The 17,827-nt window shown below is 48.7% G+C and carries 17 protein-coding genes and 2 tRNA genes; 7 read left to right on the top strand and 12 right to left on the bottom strand.

Annotated elements, in window-relative coordinates; genetic code table 11:
* Window positions 1-42 precede the first annotated feature (42 nt).
* The 7 genes from M3650_RS05720 to M3650_RS05750 form a co-directional block, all read right to left on the bottom strand.
* Window positions 43-810 carry a class I SAM-dependent methyltransferase gene (locus tag M3650_RS05720; RefSeq protein WP_251573130.1) on the bottom strand — a complete coding sequence of 256 codons (768 nt, stop codon included), beginning with the start codon at window positions 808-810 and terminating at the stop codon, window positions 43-45.
* Between the two features lie 181 nt (window positions 811-991).
* Window positions 992-1,660, bottom strand: coding sequence for a pentapeptide repeat-containing protein (locus tag M3650_RS05725; protein ID WP_251573132.1), 669 nt, complete (start codon window positions 1,658-1,660; stop codon window positions 992-994).
* Window positions 1,661-3,016: 1,356 nt separating this feature from the next.
* A tRNA-Gly gene (locus tag M3650_RS05730) sits at window positions 3,017-3,090 on the bottom strand.
* 66 nt (window positions 3,091-3,156) lie between these two features.
* Window positions 3,157-3,233 (bottom strand) — tRNA-Pro (locus M3650_RS05735).
* A gap of 109 nt (window positions 3,234-3,342) precedes the next feature.
* On the bottom strand, window positions 3,343-4,005 hold the full coding sequence (locus M3650_RS05740) for a response regulator (protein ID WP_019421387.1): 663 nt from the start codon (window positions 4,003-4,005) through the stop codon (window positions 3,343-3,345).
* 23 nt (window positions 4,006-4,028) lie between these two features.
* Complete coding sequence (locus M3650_RS05745; protein ID WP_251573134.1) at window positions 4,029-4,865, bottom strand: sensor histidine kinase; 837 nt, start codon at window positions 4,863-4,865, stop codon at window positions 4,029-4,031.
* 108 nt (window positions 4,866-4,973) lie between these two features.
* Complete coding sequence (locus tag M3650_RS05750) at window positions 4,974-5,969, bottom strand: LacI family DNA-binding transcriptional regulator (RefSeq protein ID WP_251573136.1); 996 nt, start codon at window positions 5,967-5,969, stop codon at window positions 4,974-4,976.
* A gap of 334 nt (window positions 5,970-6,303) precedes the next feature.
* On the opposite strand from M3650_RS05750, the gene M3650_RS05755 reads away from it, so the two are divergent.
* On the top strand, window positions 6,304-6,630 hold the full coding sequence (locus M3650_RS05755; protein ID WP_019421390.1) for a YbjQ family protein: 327 nt from the start codon (window positions 6,304-6,306) through the stop codon (window positions 6,628-6,630).
* Window positions 6,627-6,887: a hypothetical protein gene (locus tag M3650_RS05760; protein WP_019421391.1), complete on the top strand. Its 261-nt coding sequence runs from the start codon at window positions 6,627-6,629 to the stop codon at window positions 6,885-6,887. Before M3650_RS05755 ends, M3650_RS05760 begins: the two co-directional genes overlap by 4 nt.
* Window positions 6,888-7,422: 535 nt before the next feature.
* On the opposite strand, the gene M3650_RS05765 is transcribed toward M3650_RS05760, so the two are convergent.
* On the bottom strand, window positions 7,423-8,400 hold the full coding sequence (locus M3650_RS05765) for an aldolase catalytic domain-containing protein (protein WP_019421392.1): 978 nt from the start codon (window positions 8,398-8,400) through the stop codon (window positions 7,423-7,425).
* A gap of 271 nt (window positions 8,401-8,671) precedes the next feature.
* On the opposite strand from M3650_RS05765, the gene M3650_RS05770 reads away from it, so the two are divergent.
* The 3 genes from M3650_RS05770 (at window position 8,672) to M3650_RS33110 (ending at window position 11,180) form a co-directional block, all read left to right on the top strand.
* The gene (locus tag M3650_RS05770; RefSeq protein WP_019421393.1) at window positions 8,672-8,935 is read left to right on the top strand and encodes a FeoA family protein; all 264 of its coding nucleotides are present in this window, start codon (window positions 8,672-8,674) and stop codon (window positions 8,933-8,935) included.
* On the top strand, window positions 8,932-10,968 hold the full coding sequence (gene feoB / locus M3650_RS05775; RefSeq protein ID WP_251573138.1) for a ferrous iron transport protein B: 2,037 nt from the start codon (window positions 8,932-8,934) through the stop codon (window positions 10,966-10,968). The genes M3650_RS05770 and feoB overlap by 4 nt, the downstream gene beginning before the upstream one ends.
* A 71-nt stretch (window positions 10,969-11,039) precedes the next feature.
* Entirely contained in the window at window positions 11,040-11,180 is a 141-nt protein-coding gene (locus M3650_RS33110) for a hypothetical protein (RefSeq protein WP_311295044.1), read from the top strand.
* 79 nt (window positions 11,181-11,259) lie between these two features.
* Here M3650_RS33110 and M3650_RS05785 read toward each other — a convergent pair whose 3' ends face one another.
* Entirely contained in the window at window positions 11,260-12,168 is a 909-nt protein-coding gene (locus M3650_RS05785) for a LysR family transcriptional regulator (RefSeq protein ID WP_019421396.1), read from the bottom strand.
* Window positions 12,169-12,336: 168 nt separating this feature from the next.
* On the opposite strand from M3650_RS05785, the gene M3650_RS05790 reads away from it, so the two are divergent.
* Window positions 12,337-13,341 (top strand): DMT family transporter, encoded by a 1,005-nt coding sequence (locus tag M3650_RS05790; protein ID WP_251573140.1) that lies wholly within the window; start codon window positions 12,337-12,339, stop codon window positions 13,339-13,341.
* A gap of 148 nt (window positions 13,342-13,489) precedes the next feature.
* Here M3650_RS05790 and M3650_RS05795 read toward each other — a convergent pair whose 3' ends face one another.
* From M3650_RS05795 to M3650_RS05805, 3 genes are all read right to left on the bottom strand, one after another.
* Window positions 13,490-14,998 (bottom strand): leucyl aminopeptidase, encoded by a 1,509-nt coding sequence (locus tag M3650_RS05795; protein WP_251573142.1) that lies wholly within the window; start codon window positions 14,996-14,998, stop codon window positions 13,490-13,492.
* A 139-nt stretch (window positions 14,999-15,137) separates the two neighbouring features.
* Window positions 15,138-16,556 (bottom strand): ATP-binding protein, encoded by a 1,419-nt coding sequence (locus M3650_RS05800; RefSeq protein WP_019421399.1) that lies wholly within the window; start codon window positions 16,554-16,556, stop codon window positions 15,138-15,140.
* Between the two features lie 298 nt (window positions 16,557-16,854).
* Complete coding sequence (locus tag M3650_RS05805; protein ID WP_251573144.1) at window positions 16,855-17,262, bottom strand: hypothetical protein; 408 nt, start codon at window positions 17,260-17,262, stop codon at window positions 16,855-16,857.
* 185 nt (window positions 17,263-17,447) lie between these two features.
* On the opposite strand from M3650_RS05805, the gene M3650_RS05810 reads away from it, so the two are divergent.
* Window positions 17,448-17,672, top strand: a complete 225-nt coding sequence (locus M3650_RS05810) for a KTSC domain-containing protein (protein WP_019421401.1) — start codon at window positions 17,448-17,450, stop codon at window positions 17,670-17,672.
* Window positions 17,673-17,827: the final 155 nt, after the last annotated feature.

Consider the following 17,827-nt stretch of genomic DNA (forward strand, 5'->3'; position numbering starts at 1 on the left):
TTATTGTTTTAGCTAGTCGCTTAAAATGTTAGGAGATACCTATCATTTCCGTGCCTCAAACGTAAACGTTTGCTTTTCGTGATCAGGCTCTGCACCGTACTGGTAATTTGCCGAGCAAACAATGTCCTTAAATCCGACGCTCTCCAGCAGCAGCCTGAACTCCTCGATACCATACCAACGAAGAGCAAACCGTTGCAGCTCCGTCTGAAGCAAGTTCCCTTTTCGCCATTTTTCATATTTCAAGTAAGATACCCAATGCTGATGGAGAAAATCAACCTCGACCACTTTTTGCTCCATCGTAATCACATCACCGGAAGGCAGTTCATGGGTTGTCGTATACACGTTGCCGCATGCAAAATCCGTACCGGTATAATCAGGCAGAAAAATATCGACAATAAAACGACCGCCTGGCACAAGATGTTCATACATGCATTTCATGGCGTTGATCGACTCTTCCCGCTTCTCGATGAGCAGAAAGCTGCCGGTAGGTATTACGATCGCTTCATACTTATGAGGCAGGGAAAAATGCTGTAAGTTCCCTTCATATAATTCGGCGTTCAAGCTGCGTTCCGCCATTCGTGTGCGGCACACCGCCAGCATCTCTGGAGAATAATCGATGCCGTCCACCGTCAGACCGGCTTCCAGCAACGGAATCAGCATGCGGCCGGTTCCAACCCCAGCCTCCAAAATGCGTCCACCGCAGGATTGCAACCGTTCGCGATAATATTCGATGTCCCCATTAATAGAATGTCCAACCGGCTTGGTGAACTCATACACTTCCGAATTAAGCGCTCCGTAATAGCTAAACATAATTTTTCCCTCCGTATTTGAGGAACGGAAGAAAGGTTATTTTAAGAACGTGGTCGTTCTCAACTCTTCCGCACCTTGAATAAAATATTCGCTTGCAAAGAGCTGACTGTCATCTGAATCACTCGCCTTCTATGGTAATATTTATAAGTATAATTGGTTGCGAGACAAATTACAATTGCGGTTACGTTTCTATTTCTTTAATGATGAGTCCAAAAGTCCTTGATAATACAACCGCTTGCTCAGGGGAAATGATGCAGCCCTGCAGATCTTCCAGCGTTGCGCCCAGTCCATCAAAGCGGCAGCTGCTTACATCAATTCCTGCCAATTTTGTGCCAGACATTTGAGCCTGATCCAAATTCGATTCACATAACTCCACTTTCGTTAATTCCGATCTGTAAAAATCGGCGTTACACAAAGACGTGTTTTCGAATTTCACCTGCTTGCAATTGGCAAAACGAAAAGTCGCAAAATCCGCGTAGCAGTTATGAAACAATACATTTCGCAAAGTCGATCCCAGCAAATTCAGCCCTAAAATTTTGCAGTCATTCATTTCCACTCTGTGCATGATTGCGTCACTTAAATCTATATTAGACAGATCACATTTTTCAAAAATAACGTCCGTTAGTTCAAGCTTATGAAAGGTGATTTGGTCAAACGTTACATTTTTAAAAATGATTTGATCAAAGCAGACTTTTTCAGCTGTTTGGTGTTCAATCACTTCATTTTCAATAACCCTCAACTGAAAAACATCTTCGGTATAAATGTTTCTATCCGTAAAGGTAAAAGACTCCATATACTTAGGTATATTAGGCCGCAGTACATTTTCGTTTTTCCGATTCTTCTTATCCATGCGTGAATCTCCTTGTTTCATCATATTAATCTATTATGTATTTCGATGTAATAACATTGAAAACCTATATTGTTCATTCTAATCCTAGCACAAAAGAAGACTACCGATTAGCAAACTGACTGGGATTCTCTTTATCCTCCCCTTTGTTCCATTCTCCCCTTCCATCAGAAGACGACTCGCCCAATAAACTCCCGTTCACTGACATCATGATCGCCTCGTTCCATGCTAAGGTACATGAATCATCATTCGTCTTTTCCTCAGCGTTATTTCTCCTGACTATATGGGAGATTGGACATAAGAGCCATACACAGAGGACCGTCAACATGTTCTCGTTTGAAAAAAGGAAAGAGAGGCTATATCACCCCTTTGTTCCATTCTCCCCTTCCATCAGAAGACGACTCGCCCAATGAACCTCCGTTCACTGCCATCATGATCGCCTCGCTCCATACTAAGGTACATGAATCATCATGCGCCTTTTCCTCAACGTTATTCTCCTGACTATATGGGAGATTGGACATAAGAGCCTATACACAGAGGACGGACAACATTTTCTCGTTTGAAAGGGAAGGGCAAAGTGATATCAAGGCAAAGCGTATGACATTTTCACCCTCAATTAATGAAAATCCTAATATATTAAAAAAAGCCTTGGAACACCAAGGCTTAAAAGGGTAAAGGTTATGAAGAAAAAATTGGTCCTAACAAAAGATGTTATTGGAGCGGGTGATGGGAATACTCAACATCTGATTCCAAATGAGCCTTCGGCTCAACTTAGAGGTAATGTTGACGCGCGTCCTACTTGGGATGATTCACCGAAGTATTCACGGACGGTACTCAACATCTGATTCTAACTGAGCCTTCGGCTCAATTTAGAGGTAATGTTGACGCGCGTCCTACTTGGGATGATTCACCGAAGTATTCACGGACGGTACTCAACATCTGATTCCAAATGAGCCTTCGGCTCAACTTAGAGGTAATGTTGACGCGCGTCCTACTTGGGATGATTCACCGAAGTATTCACGGACGGTACTCAACATCTGATTCTAACTGAGCCTTCGGCTCAATTTAGAGGTAATGTTGACGCGCGTCCTACTTGGGATGATTCACCGAAGTATTCACGGACGGTACTCAACATCTGATTCCAAGTGAGCCTTCGGCTCAGCTTAGTGGTGATGTTGACGCGCGTCCTACTCGGGATATTTCACCGAAGTATTAACGGACGGTACTCAACATCTGATTCCAAATGAGCCTTCGGCTCAATTTAGAGGTAATGTTGACGCGCGTCCTACTTAGGATGATTCACCGAAGTATTCACGGACGGTCGAACCCGTGGGTTCGCTTCCTGACACAAGATGTTATTGGAGCGGGTGATGGGAATCGAACCCACGCTGTTAGCTTGGGAAGCTAAAGTTCTACCATTGAACTACACCCGCAGAGTACAAAAACACACTCAAGCTAAGAACATCCCAGACTGGAGTGTGTGACAAGTTAGAAGTTGATGGTCGGGACGACACGATTTGAACATGCGACCCCTTGGTCCCAAACCAAGTGCTCTACCAAGCTGAGCTACGTCCCGACAGGCGTTAAGATGTCAACAACTAGTGACAACAATGAATATATCATATTTCACGCCGTTAAGCAAGCGATTTATTGCAATATTTATTGCAGCGCCCGATCGTCCCCGCTTAATTATCCACGAGTCCGTGCTCCAGCGCGTAACGCGTCAATTGGACTCGATTTTCGAGATGAAGCTTTTGCAATATGTTCTTCAAGTGATTTTTCACCGTATGCTCAGACAGTGAAAATTGCGCAGCAATCTCTTTGTTGGATTCGCCCTTGGCTACTCGCTCTAATATTTCACGCTCGCGCGATGTAAGCGGCGTCGCGGCCGGAGGCTTATTCGGCCCTTTGGACGAGAACTCCTGCAATATGCGGAAGGCAAGCTCCTTCGACATCGGTGCCTCATCTATCGCAATTGCGCGCAAATATTCGTGCCAAGCGGAAGGCTGCAAGTTTTTGAGCAGATATCCCTGCGCGCCTTTTTTCAACGCTTCGAATAAATGAGTGATATCGTCAGATACGGTCACCATCACGATTTTTACATACGGAAATCGCTCTTTAATGCGTTTAGTCGCTTCAAGTCCGCCCATCACCGGCATCGAGATGTCCATCAAAATCATATCAGGCATTACCGTTTCCGTCATAGCGAGCGCCTCTTCGCCATTTACCGCTTCTCCAACGATAACAAAGGAAGGATCGATGGACAGAATGTCCCGCATTCCTTCACGGGCGTGCGCATGATCGTCTGCAATGAGTACGCGAAATGCGTTCTCCGGTATCGAATTCATGGTTAAAACCTCCTTTTTATTCGTCATGATTCTAGTCGTTCTTCTTTGCATACGCGCAGCACCGTTTCCTGCGCCACATGCTCCACATGCAAGCTCCAGCCCATATTGCGGGCACGGTCTCGCAGCATTTTCAAGCCGAACTTACCCGACTCCGCGAACGGATCACTCTTGAAGCCCGCCCCGTCATCCCGGACTTCACAATAGAAACCGCCGGGTATCCGTTTCCCTATGACCTGTACCGTCTTCGCATCCGCGTGCTTGCGCACGTTCGTCAGCGCTTCCCGAACACAGGAGAACAGCGCGATCTTTTCCTTTATCGAGAGTGCTTCCTCCGGTAATTCCCATTGCACTTCGACCTGCCACTCCGTGTCCTTCTTGCTGTCTTCAATCATGTGCATCAATTGCAAAGACCATGAGAAATCCGCTTCTTTGGGTGCCGTTCTTAGGTTGGCAATCGCTTGACGAACATCGTCATAGACATGCCGCACCGTCTGGCGCAGCTTGTCCAGCTGCTCCTGCTTCTCTTCCGCAGACGCGGCCTCCAGCCGATCGATTTTGACAGATAACATGAACAACGATTGCGAGATTCCATCATGAAGCTCCTGTGCCAAGCGCTCCCGTTCTTCAAGCGCTGCCTTGGTCTGCTGCTCCCGGCGCAACGTCGCCTGCGTATCGTCCAGCAGCTTGAACAATCTGGTCAGCAGCGTGGCAGACACAATAAAGACGATGACGGGAGCGAGAATATTGCCCATATCCATCGACAAATAGGGCAACAAGAAAGAATGACGAACATACTCCCATAAGCCGATCGTAATCGTCGGTATCCATAAGATGAGGCGTTTAATCATTTTGTCGCTCACGGCGCTTCCCTCCTAGCCCAAACATAAAAAGCATGAGGCACATCCTAAGAAGGACCGTCATGCTTCAGTGAAGTTGCCGACATGATGCTATATCCGCATCCATAATGACTACTGCGGTGGGGCCGTGGACTCTCGCACTATAATTTCTGGATTAAGCTTCAACGTGGTGCTGCGTTTGTTCACGCCGTTAATTTGCTTCATCAGCACATCGACCGCCATTTTACCCATTTGAACAGCAGGCTGGCGAATGGTCGTCAATCTTGGCCTCAGCTCGGAAGCGAGTGACTGATCGTCATAGCCAATGACCGACACGTCATCCGGAATCCGACAACCCGCTTGCCGCAGCGCATTTATGGCGCCAATCGCGGTGAAATCATCGGCTGCGAACAGACCCGTCGGCATTTGCCCTTTCGCTAACCATTTCTGGACGATGTCGTACCCGGATTGAATGGTGAATTCCCCTGGCTCGATGGAGAACGGCTCCAGCCCCTCCTCTTTCACCGCCTGCATGAAACCCCTTTCACGTTCGATTGCACTCAGGAAATATTGCGGTCCTTGAATATGGGCAATCGAGCGGTGCCCCAGATCAATAAGATGCTTCGCCGCTTCATATCCGCCCTTGAAGTTGTCGACTGTCACACTGGACACCGCCGGATGATTCTTTTGGTTGTCGATGAGCACGAATGGAATTTTTCGTTTCTTCAATTCCATTACATAAGGCTCCTCATCAACGGCTGCTAATATGAGCAGGCCGTCTACGCGATCCTCTTGAATGAGATAACTCCCCGCCCCCTCTTCCAAGGGATGGTTCGCTACAGACAAGGCCAAATAGTATCCATGATCTCTTAAAAGAACCGACACTGTCTGCACGATATTGTCTAAATATGAATCCTGTAGCGTGGTTACAATCATGCCGATTACGCCCGTTTTTCCTTTCGCTAAGCTGCGTGCCGCCGCATTGGGATGATAGTCCAGTTCTTTCATCGCCTGCAATACCTTTTGACGATTTTTTTCTCGAACGGTACTGGCGTTGTTCAAGACACGGGATACCGTCACAACGGACAAGCCAGCTTTTTTGGCCACATCAAAAATACTGACTTTCATAGCCTTCTCTCCTCATAGCTTCATCGTATTGGACAGGCTTGCAACATCTAGTATAAATAATAACCAATTTAAAGCGTTATTCCAATAAAATATCCTCTTATTTTGAATATACTTTTTCTTTTCTGAATAAGTATGCTCAGACAATATAAGCTGTGCCGTTCTGCCAGCTGTCGAGAAATCCTGAAACGAAATGAAATAGCTTCCGTATGATTATAAAAACAGGACCCGCAGGACACCCTTAAATTGTGTGTTCTAAAAGGTAGCTGGGATATATCGTGATCAACAAGGGACTTTTTGAACGACCTCTTAAAAGGGAAAAGGAGATGATCGTTTCATGATCGTAGTAACAACAGAGCGAATTGCTAATTACGAAGTAACCGAAGTAATGGGCACCGCCTTTGGCGTAGTCGTGCGTGCTCGCGGAATCGGCGGAGATATTATGGCGTCATTAAAAGGCTTGGTCGGCGGCGAAGTAAAGCAATATACTCAAATGATTGAAGACGCTCGCCGTCAAGCAATGGATCGCATGATTGAGAACGCGCATGCAATGGGCGGAGATGCCATCACGATGATGCGCTTCGACAGTGGTGATGTCGGGCAGAACATGAGTGAAATTGTAGCCTATGGAACGGTTGTCAAGCTGAAGCCGGTGCATGCATGATGACTGCGCTTGGCGTTGTTGGAGTGGCCCTCGTCATATACGGGCTTCCTCTGATCGGTCTTATCATCCTTATTATTATCGGCAAGAAATATTTTGATAAGCGGTATAAGCAATACGATAATCCACTGGATGCGATCGGCGTGAACGGTGATTTCGTTCCGACAAAAGAAATATTCATCGATCCTCGCGACGGGTTCAAGTATCAAGTGTACTACAACCCCAAGTCGGGGGAGCGCAAATATGTGCGCATGACATAATGATATCTAATACGGAAGAGCGCCGCACCTATATCAATAGGAGCTGCGCTTTTCTCACATTCCACAGTCTTGATGGGATAACATCTATCGAAGCCTGTGGCAAGATGAGCGACTATCTTAGAGGCAGGTGTTAGTGTTAGCGTGATCAGATTGCTGGTTACTCGCTTACCTGCCCCTTTGCTTCATTCTCCCCATCCATCAGGAGACGGTACGCTCAAGCACGACGCAACTGCCATCACGATCGGCTGCTTCATGCCATAGTATACGACATGGCATATGCCTTCCCCATTGATGTTATCCTTCCTGAGCTTATGGGAGAATGGATATAAGGACCATTACACGAATACCCGACCATATACTCCCGTTTGAAAGGCAAGCAAGGGTCCATTCTGAATGAAGGGGAGAGTGGAGCAAAGGATAGAACCAGCACACCTCCTTCTTCCGGAAAGCTCACATTCAACAGCCTTAAATACAAAGCGACCGCCCTCTCTCCGGTACCGGAGCAGCAGGGCGGTCGCTTCATTAGGTTACGTTATCATTCCGGGCGTTTCTGGCTTTTCTGACTGAAATTCACTTCTGGCGTCGTCATCTGATCATAGAATTGCAAATATTTGTCCCGATCTTCCGAAGCAAGCAGGGCCATAGCCGAGCGCGGATGCTCGTCAAGCGTGCCCGTCACTAAGTAAGGGATAAGATAGCCCCACTCCCATTTCTCGCGTGTCTGCAGCATGAAGTTCTCAATGAAGCCCAACACCGGACGCAATTGATACTTGCTGTTCTTCAAGTGGGTCAACAGCAATTCTGTTGGACAGTTCCCCGCACCGCGGCCCATGCCGTACACCGATGCATCCAGCAGTTCGACACCGATTTCCGCCGCAACGAGCGTATTCGAGAAAGCAAGCTGCATATTATTATGCGTGTGCACGCCAAGCCGTTTGTTAGGCAAATGATCTTTAAATTTATTTACCAAGTAATGAATATCATTATGATCAAGGCTGCCGTAAGAATCGACGACATAGACCGCATCTACCGGACTTTCTTTAATCATGGCGAATGCTTCCACCAAATCGTTCTCCATCACATTGGACAACGCCATAATATTCAAAGTTGTCTCATAACCGCGCTCATGGAACACGCGAACCAAATCAATCGCCTTGTCGACATCCTTGATGTAGCAAGCGATACGAATCAAGTCGAGCAAGCTTTCACTGCGCGGCAAGATGTCGTTCTCATCCACGCGACCGATGTCAACCAGTGCTGAGAGCTTCGTTGTGCCTTTTTGCGGAATGACTTTTTTCAAGAAATTGTCGTCCAAAAATCGCCAAGGACCTGCTTCATCAGCGCCCTTTAACAGCTTCGGCGAATTTTTGTAGCCAATTTCCATATAATCGACGCCCGCTTCATTCAATGAGGCGTACAGGCTTTGCACAAATTCTACGCTGAAGTCCCAGTTGTTCACAAGTCCGCCATCGCGAATAGTGCAGTCGATAATTTTGCAGTGATTCGTTTTCATCCCGCTATCTCCTTTTCAAAAATAATTTTCTCTCCATTCTAATGGAAACTTACACATAAAGCAAAGCAAAATAACCTATCTTTTGCATCTATTTGACGTATATCGCTGAACATTCACGCAAAAAATGTATTTTCCATGACAAATGTTACATGTTTTTTATAAATCATATGGTAAGTTCAATTTATTCTCAATGATAAAGATTATCATTCCAAATTGCAAATTGCTTTAAGAGATTTGAAAAGCTGTAAACTGATAGAAAGAGGGAATTCCCGTGAGTACACAGCCATCGACTGCTGCTGAAATCAACACCACTCTATGTGAACTCAAGCCTGGACAACAAGCTTGCATCTGCGATTTGACCCGTGTCCATTCGACTATATTCCAACGTTTGCTCGATCTGGGAGTGGAAGAAGGATCTCATGTGCATATGAAGCGCACCAGCCTATTCGGCGGACCGCTTACGCTCGAAGCCAACGGACAATTGTTCGGCATCCGGCGGAGCGTTGCCCGGCTCATCGGGGTGAAGCACACATGACAACCTGGACGACGGCGCTTGTCGGCAATCCGAATACTGGCAAGACTTCCCTATTTAACGCGCTAACCCGTTCCTACGAATATGTCGGCAACTGGACTGGCGTCACCGTCGAGAAAAAAGTTGGACAGCTTCATCGTCAGTCTGGAGCGTTAATAGATTTACCTGGTATTTATTCACTGCACCCGATGTCCCGTGACGAGGGCGTAGCCGTTCAATATTTGCTGCATGAAACCCCGGATACTCTCTTAAATGTCGTAGACGCTTCCCAGCTTGAACGTAATTTATACCTGACCGTTCAACTATTGGAGTATGGCGTTCCAACCTATATCGCATTGAATATGAATGACGTCGCGGAAGGTCGCGGCATCCACATCGATCCGAAGAAGCTGTCTGCAGCGCTTCAAGTCAAAGTTATTCCGGTCAATGCCCGGCGCAAACATGGCATATCAGACATCATCGGGCAGCTCCAGTCTGCGAATTCCGAAGCCGCCTCCCCGAATGAACCATTATCGTTCCAGCTTCATTATGGAGATGAAGTGGAAGCGGCAATTACGCAAATGAGCGCCTTGCTTCCCGAAGCAAATGTGCCTCTTCGTTGGGTGGCTCTGCAATACTTAGAGCGCAATGAGACGGTTCAACATTGGGTGCACAACAGACTCGATTCTGCTCAACAGAGGAAGCTGGAGTTGATAGGGGAGGAGACCGAGAACCAATTGCGTGCGCATGGACAGGCATTGCACTTGGCGCAGCATCTGCGGGCGGTTCGCAACTCCTTCATCCGCGAAGTGCTGTCATCCTCAGTGAACATGAATGAGCGGAAGCCTCATACGTTAACCGAGCGAATTGATGCTATCGTCACCAACCGTTGGCTCGGCATTCCGATATTTATTGGTATCTTGTACTTGATGTTCAAAGCGACCTTTGAATGGATCGGCACACCGCTCTCAGATGCATTGGATGCCTTTTTCTCGGGACCGTTAACCGTTGGCGTCTCGTCCTTGTTAGATTCCATCGGCGCCTCGTCCTTTACCCATGCGCTCTTGGAAGAAGGCATTATTGCCGGTGTGGGCGGCGTGCTCGTCTTCGTACCGCAAATTTTCATTTTGTTCTTGTTCATCTCTTTTATCGAAGACTCGGGTTATATGGCACGCGTTACGATCGTCATGGACCGATTGATGGAAGCTGTCGGATTGAACGGCAAAGCGTTCATCCCCTTCGTCATCGGCTTCGGCTGCAACGTGCCCGGGATCATGGCCGCCCGCACGATCGAACAGCCGCGGGAACGGCTCGTCACGACGCTGCTCGTACCGCTTATGTCCTGCTCGGCACGTCTATCGGTCTATGCCCTATTTGCCGGCGTCTTTTTCGAAAGTCATCAGGCGCTTGTCGTCCTCTCGCTTTATTTGCTCGGCATCGTGCTGTCCTTGCTGCTGGCGAAGCTCTTCACGAAGCGGATGATGAAGGAAGAACAAAGCGTATTCGTCGTAGAGCTCCCGCCATACCGCATGCCTCAATGGCAGACCCTGTTCCGCAGCACATGGGAGAAAGGGAAAGGCTTCGTCCGCAAAGCCGGAACCTTCATTCTCGGGGGATCGGTGCTGATCTGGCTCCTTACGTATGCGGGACCGGGCGGGTTCGGCGTGGAGATGGACGACAGCTTCTTAGCCTACATCGGCGGCTTGCTCGCACCGCTGTTCATTCCGCTCGGATTCGGAACTTGGCAGGCTGGAGCAGCATTAATTACCGGTTTTTTGGCCAAAGAGATTGTCGTATCAACCATGAACATCATCTATCATGCACCTGATGCAGCGCTGCTGGAAGCGCAAATCGCCCAAGCGTTTACACCGCTATCTGCCTTTACGTTCTGTGCATTTATCCTGCTGTACGTCCCGTGTCTGGCAACAGTCGGAATATTGCGCAAAGAGACATCTTCATGGGGCTGGACAGCATTTGCTATCGGATATTCCTTTGTCATTGCTTACATCGTTGCGCTCCTCATTACCGGTGTCGGGCGATTGCTCGGCTATGCTTAAGAAGAAGGTGATATACAATGCCATGGATAGAAATCGGATTAGTTGCCGCTATCTTTGCCTATGCCATATGGATGGTTGTCCGTCACGTTCGAAAAAGCAAGCAAGGAGCATGCGCCTCCTGCGCGCTGAATCGCTCCTGCTCGTCGGCATGTTCCGCTGCCAAGCCACAGGCAGACCGGAGCAGCCTTGATCACGGCAACCTTCCACAATAATAATGCACAAGGGTGAACCATTCCTTCAGGAACGATTCACCCTTGTCTTATTCATGCGCTGCTATGTTATCCCTGTTATCTATAGTGTCGTCAGCGGGATATGGCCTCCCCGCCTTCTGCGAATCTCCTCGATCGTCTCCATGAAGCGCCGCTCCACTTCGCTCAGATATGCGTCTCCCTTGCGAATATATACGACCGACACCTTGTTGAACGGCTGAGGAATACGGAACACCCGCAGTGCGCCTTCCTCCTCTAATTTGCTGATTGCCGCCCGTGGTACGACCGTGATGCCGAGTCCAGCAACCACGGTGCCGATAATCGTCTCGAGCGTACCGAACTCCATGACTTTCGTGGGCGAAATCCCCTCTTGTTGCAGCCATTGCTCCAACTTGGCACGATAACCGCATCCCTTGCGGAATACAAGCAGCGGCCGATGCAGCAGATCGCGCACATAATAATCCCGAATCTGCCCCTCCATGACGCCGCGGCCGCAGACGAGCACCAGCTCCTCGTCGAATACGGGATGCTGCTCCACATTGGCTGCCGTCACCGGTCCAGAGACGAAGGCGCCGTCCAACTTATATTCAAGCACCTCTTCCGTCAACTTCTCTGTAACGCCAGTCATTAACGAAAGGTCTACCTTTGAGTATTTCTGATAGAATAGACTGAGGATATCCGGCAAGCCGACGACGGTCTCTACCGAGCCGATAAGCAAGGAGCCGGAAGGGTCATCCGTATCTTGGAACGCCTTCGTTATCTCGTTCATCAGCTGAGTCATGCGCTCCGCATAATATAGCAGCTTGCGCCCTTCCGCATTCAGCATCATGCCTCTGCGGTGACGATGGAACAGCGGGTGGCCGAGCTCTTGCTCCAGCAAGCGGATGCGGGCCGTTACATTGGATTGAACGTAACCCATTTCCTCGGCAGCACGGCTGACACTGCCATGTTCGACAACTGCCATAAAGATATGAATATCACTTACGTCCATGCTGATGACTCCTTCATGACTGATCCTTCACAGTAAGTGTGAGCTATTATTCTAAGTGATATCTTCTTAAATCACTTTCAATTGTTTTACAAGATACTAAAATAGTCATATGATGAATTTCGTTGAGTTGCAAACATCAGGACCGTACAGTAGGAGTGAACATTCATCATGAGTAAGAAACATTTCTGGCAAGGAGCGCTATTCTGCCTCTTCGCCGCTGTTGCGTGGGGCGCCATGTTCCCCATTGCTGAGAGCGCGCTGCATCATATTGATCCGTTCTGGTTCTCAGGAATTCGTTACCTTGTCGTTGGCTTGCTGTTGGCTGTTATTCTTGGTTTAAAAGAAGGAAAGCGGGCTTTCCGCACCGAAGGCCGCGGCTTGAAGCTGTGGGTGCTCGGTACACTCGCTTTTACCGTATATAACTTCGGTGTATTCTGGGGGCAGCAACAGCTTGGCAAGTCAGGAGTGCTGCTCGCTTCGATTATGGAGTCGTTCATGCCGATGCTTGCCGTATTATTCGTATGGATGGTCTCCCGCAAGCGTCCGAACAGTTGGACCTTAAGCTGTGTCATCGTTGCTTTCATAGGTGTGCTCTTCGTCGTCACGAAAGGGGATTTCGCAACACTTGCGAACGGCGGCTTGCAATTGCTGCCCCTGCTGTCGGTGTTCGCCGGTGTAACCGGCTGGGTAATCTTCACCGTGAGCAGCGATCAATTCTCGGGTTGGTCAGCGCTGCGATTCTCGGCACTAACCTCGCTATACGGCGGAGTCACTACGTTTGCCATCGTATTGATAATGACGGTACTTGGAATCGTCGATACGCCGGCTGTCAGCAGCATCGTTACTATTATGCCTGAGATGCTATTCATGATTGTCGTCGCCGGATTGCTGGCTCTATTAAGCTGGATTCAAGGCATTCAACGATTGCATGCCATCAACGGGATGCTGTTCATCAATTTTGTGCCCGCGACCACCTTTATTATTTCTGTCATTCAAGGCTACTCCATTTCTGGAGCGGAGATGTTCGGAACACTGCTTATCGTGTGCGCGCTCATCGTCAACAACGTGATTAGCCGCCGGTCGCCTGCAGAGCCAACTTCAAAAGTTGCAGCTACGCAGAAATCGGTTCACGGGCGCCTTCCGAAGAAGCGTACACACGCTCCGACAGGATAGCTATCGAACTACGATAACAAACTAGACTTCACATAACCCTACAAGGTGAGTGAACTATCTCTACAAGCAACAAGGGAGAGACCCAATGGTCTCTCCCTTGTTGTATATTCGAATCCATATATATTAGTAATGCGCGAAATGCACGTCTCTACTGCGCAAGCACCGTTTCCGTAATCGTGCGCACCATAACCCCGGTCGCTCCTTTTGGATCGACACCGCGTCCGCTGGCCAAGAAGGCCGTGCCTGCGATATCCAAGTGCACCCAAGGCAGATCATCGGCGAAGGTGCCCACGAACAGACCTGCCGTAATCGTGCCTGCGCCGCCTGGAATGGCATTGCGAACGTCAGCTACGTCGCTCTTCAGCATATCCCAATATTCTTGGTTGGAAGGAAGCTCCCATACCAGCTCATTCGTGCGCGCCGCAGCCGCTTTGAACTGGCCGAAGAACTCTTCGTTGTTCGTTACGACGCCAGTCGTAATGCTGCCAAGCGCCACACCGACAGCGCCCGTCAGCGTTGCGACGTCGATCAGCTTACTTGCGCCAAGCTCCTTCGCATACGTCATACCGTCTGCAAGGACAAGACGGCCTTCTGCATCCGTATTGAGCACTTCAATGGTGCGTCCGCTGTAGGAAGTCAGCACATCACCAGGCTTCAACGCATTGCCCGCAGGCATATTCTCTGCCGAAGCGACAACACACAGCACGTTCGCTTGCGGACGAATGCGACCGATCGCTGCCATCGCGCCCAATACCGCCGCTGCACCGCCCATATCGCAAATCATCTCGTCCATATTGCCCGCACGCTTCAAGGAAATACCGCCCGTATCGAACGTAATCCCCTTACCAACGAGACCACAGACGTCTGTCCATTCGTCCTTGCCTTGATATTTCAATACTATCATGCGTGGCGGATTCACACTGCCTTTGCCGACGCCGAGAAGACCGCCCATGCCTTTCTCCTCGATATGCGACTCATCGAGAACGTGTGCCTCGAAGCCGCTGTCCTTCGCAAGCTCAAGCGCCGCTTCTGCAAGCGTGCTTGGAACCAATACGTTCCCCGGCAGATTCGTCAAATCGCGGGCAAACGTCGTACCGTACGCATATGCGTTGCCGCGTTCTGCGCCCTCTGTCCAAGCCGCTTCGGCAAGACCTTCCGCGCACAGCGTGAACGATGCGAATGCATGCGCCGGCTTTGCATCTTTCTTATACGTGACGCGTTGATAAGCGCCTAACATAAAGCCTTCCACCATCGCGTGAGCCATCATCTTCGCATCTTCCGCCGAAGCTTGCACGAGCTCCTGCGGAATGATAACGGACACGCGGCCAAGACGAAGCTTCACTGCTTCTCGAGCCGCTTCCGCCAACATCAAACGCACTTGCTTGACCGTTAACGCTTCCTCTTTGCGGCCAACGGCGATAAGCACAGGCGCATGATCTTGTCCCGTTGGAACAACATACGTCTTGCAGCAGCCTGCTTCGAACAATCCGCGGCGCACCGCTTCCGCACATGCTTCTGCACCAGGGAAATCTGCCGCCTGCTCGAATTCCGCTTTGGTACCGATAACGACTACGGCGTCCGCGTCAACTTGATTTGATGCCGAGGCTTGTACTTGAACCTTAACATCTTTCAACCATGTCACATTTGCTAGTTTCATTTATGTACCATCCCTTTGTATAAAAATGATGATGCCAAATGCCCTCCATATTGTACCACAAGTTCAAATCGGGTACGAGACGGAGGGCCATTTGCCCATTCAAAATGACTTCAACCTCGGGATGATGTGTTATCCGACATTACGCCAACGGCAGTCGTATGATAAATTCCGTCCACACCTCTTCCTTGCTGTCAACCGTAATCGTCCCCCCGTGATTTTTAATAATCCGGTAGCTGACGGACAATCCGAGACCGGTGCCTTCTTCCTTCGTAGTGAAGAAGGGATCGAACAATCGATCTAACGTCTTATGATCCATGCCTTTGCCGTTGTCGTGAATCTTGATGGACACATACATTCCTTCTTGTTGAGTCGAGATGCGAATGAGTCCTTTTCGCTTGGTGTGAACGTGGTCAATCGCATCGATGGCATTGCGAATCATATTTAGAATGACTTGCTTAATTTGCTTGACGTCGATTGATACAAAAAGGGAGCCTGCCTCGGGATGATCCATCAATTCGATTTCGCAGCCTTTCATGAGCGCGTCGCTTTCGGTGAGGAGGACCACTTCTCGAAGGAGGGATGAGATAGGAACTTCTGAGGTCATCGGAGCTGAAGGTTTCGAAGAGTTCAGAAATTCGAAAATAATGTCGTTGGCCCGGTCAATTTCAGCTAAAATAATCCGAGCATACTCTTCTTTTCCCAGTTGCATCAAATGCGGACGCAGCAATTGAATAAAGCCGCGAATAGAGGTCAGTGGATTGCGGATTTCATGGGCGATGGCCGCTGCAATCTTGCCGAGTATGGCCAGTTTATCATTTTGATAAGCGGTTTGTTCGATTCGCTTGAAATCCGACACGTCTTTGATGCTGAACAGGTAGTCGCCATCCATCTGGTCTCCGTATGTTACAGTAACAAGATAATGTCTATCATTTCGGTCAGAGAATTCATGATAGCGCTTTCTTGTTAAAATGGTATCTTTGTACAGTCGCAAAATCATTTTACGCTTGTCCCTCTTTAAAAGCGGGTGGAAGAGCAATTCGCGCAAGGAACATCCGACCAGCGCTTTGCGGGGAATGTCGAGCAGCTTCGCCGTCTCTACATTGATAAAGGACAGTACCCCGCTGCTGTCAAACAGCACAATTCCGCTATCCATCTGTTGCAGCACATTCTCATACTTATTGCGTACGCTCTGGGTGGAGCACAACGCCTGTGCGGACTGAATCCAAGGCTCGCGAATCGGGTCTAATACCATTGCATTCCCCTCCTTGCTTCCCTGTTCTGTCTTAATAGCCGTAATCCATTCCATGAAATAAATGAACGAACGATTAAGCACCTTGATGCCTTCATCCATTTCGACATGGGATAGCACGGTGAACAACGCTTCCTCATGGATGCTTAATACATCCTGTGGGTTCAATTGATTCGTAGCGCAGGCCGAATCTCTCACTTGCTGCAAGTCTTGATCGCCGCCGTTCAGGATATAGTGCCGCAACCCATTGATGTACCGTTGTTTCCATTCCGATTGATTACGTTCTTCCTTCGCACTCAGCGCATTCAATTGTGACTCACCTCATTATACGGCAACCGTTTCCGTCCCATAGGTTCGTTCCAACAGTACCATCATAGTAAACTTTTGGCAAAAACGTCAACCAATTATTATGTCGAAAATAGACAAATAAACTCGCATCCTCTAAAGGTAATTTAAAGGCGCTGCGCGAGGGTATGCATGTGAAAGAAGGCGAGTTCGTCCGCCTTAGCCGAATCGGCCCAGCATTCGCCAATGCGCTTCAGGACTTATGACAACCATCGCCTTTTACCGTCTGGCATCCGCTGCGATACCAATCACCTTCAATTTCCTATTTCTGCTTCAATAACTGCGCCTTGCGGCGGCTCATCAGCGCCAGGCGGCGCTTCAACTGAGATTCCCACTGCGTATCGTTCCACTGCTTCGCCACAGCCAGCAGGTCCAGCGCATTGTCAATCTGGTTCTTCACCAGTTCGAGCGGATCATCATTCTCATGATTGATGCAGTTCTCGAACAGTCGACCGTCTTCCGAAGTGACGTAATCACGGAAATCGACCTCTTCCGCACCGTCACTTTGTGCATATTCCGCCAGTATTTCATACTCATTTTCCACTAAAAAATGCACTTCAATGCGATGACATACTGGGCAAAGCAACAGGGGAACATTATGAATCCGAGTCCGATAATGCTGCAGCGTACCATTGGTCCCAATCATGCTTGCTCCACAACAAAAGCTCATGTTCTCCCTCCTCGCATGGATCCATTGAAGACTAGATTGTTGTAGCTTATTCGCCGCTATCCCGCTCAATTCCTTTTTTTTACTACAACTTCCTTCTAATGACCTATTTCAAGTCCGTGTTCACGTATATCGTCAAGCTGTAACGCATATAGATGTGGAACAATCTCTGAAATGGGGGCTTGCGTATGAAACCGAATGTGCTGTTTGTGTCCTCTAAGCAAATTCACTATTTACGCTACGACGAAGTGAATCATGAATTGGTTGTACACTATGCTACCGGGGAAACGGCGGCCTATCCGTCGGTATCCGAAAGCTGGTATGAGCGATTGCTTCATTCGGAGAACCGGTATGACGAATTCATGCGTCTGACGGAAAGCGTAATGAAGAAACCTGCGGAGAAACATTGTTGATTAAGCCGCTGCAGTTGCTTTGACCCCAATGTTTTTGCGCTTGTTTTCATAGGTTCTCACAACGCTTTTCAAATATTCACAAAACGATCTGACATGAAACCGGACCGTACCGGATATATATGAACCCATGTTATCGAAAGGGGGAGAACTCTCAT

It is taken from the genome of Paenibacillus sp. MER TA 81-3 (assembly GCF_023713585.1).
GTDB lineage: Bacteria > Bacillota > Bacilli > Paenibacillales > Paenibacillaceae > Paenibacillus_B > Paenibacillus_B profundus.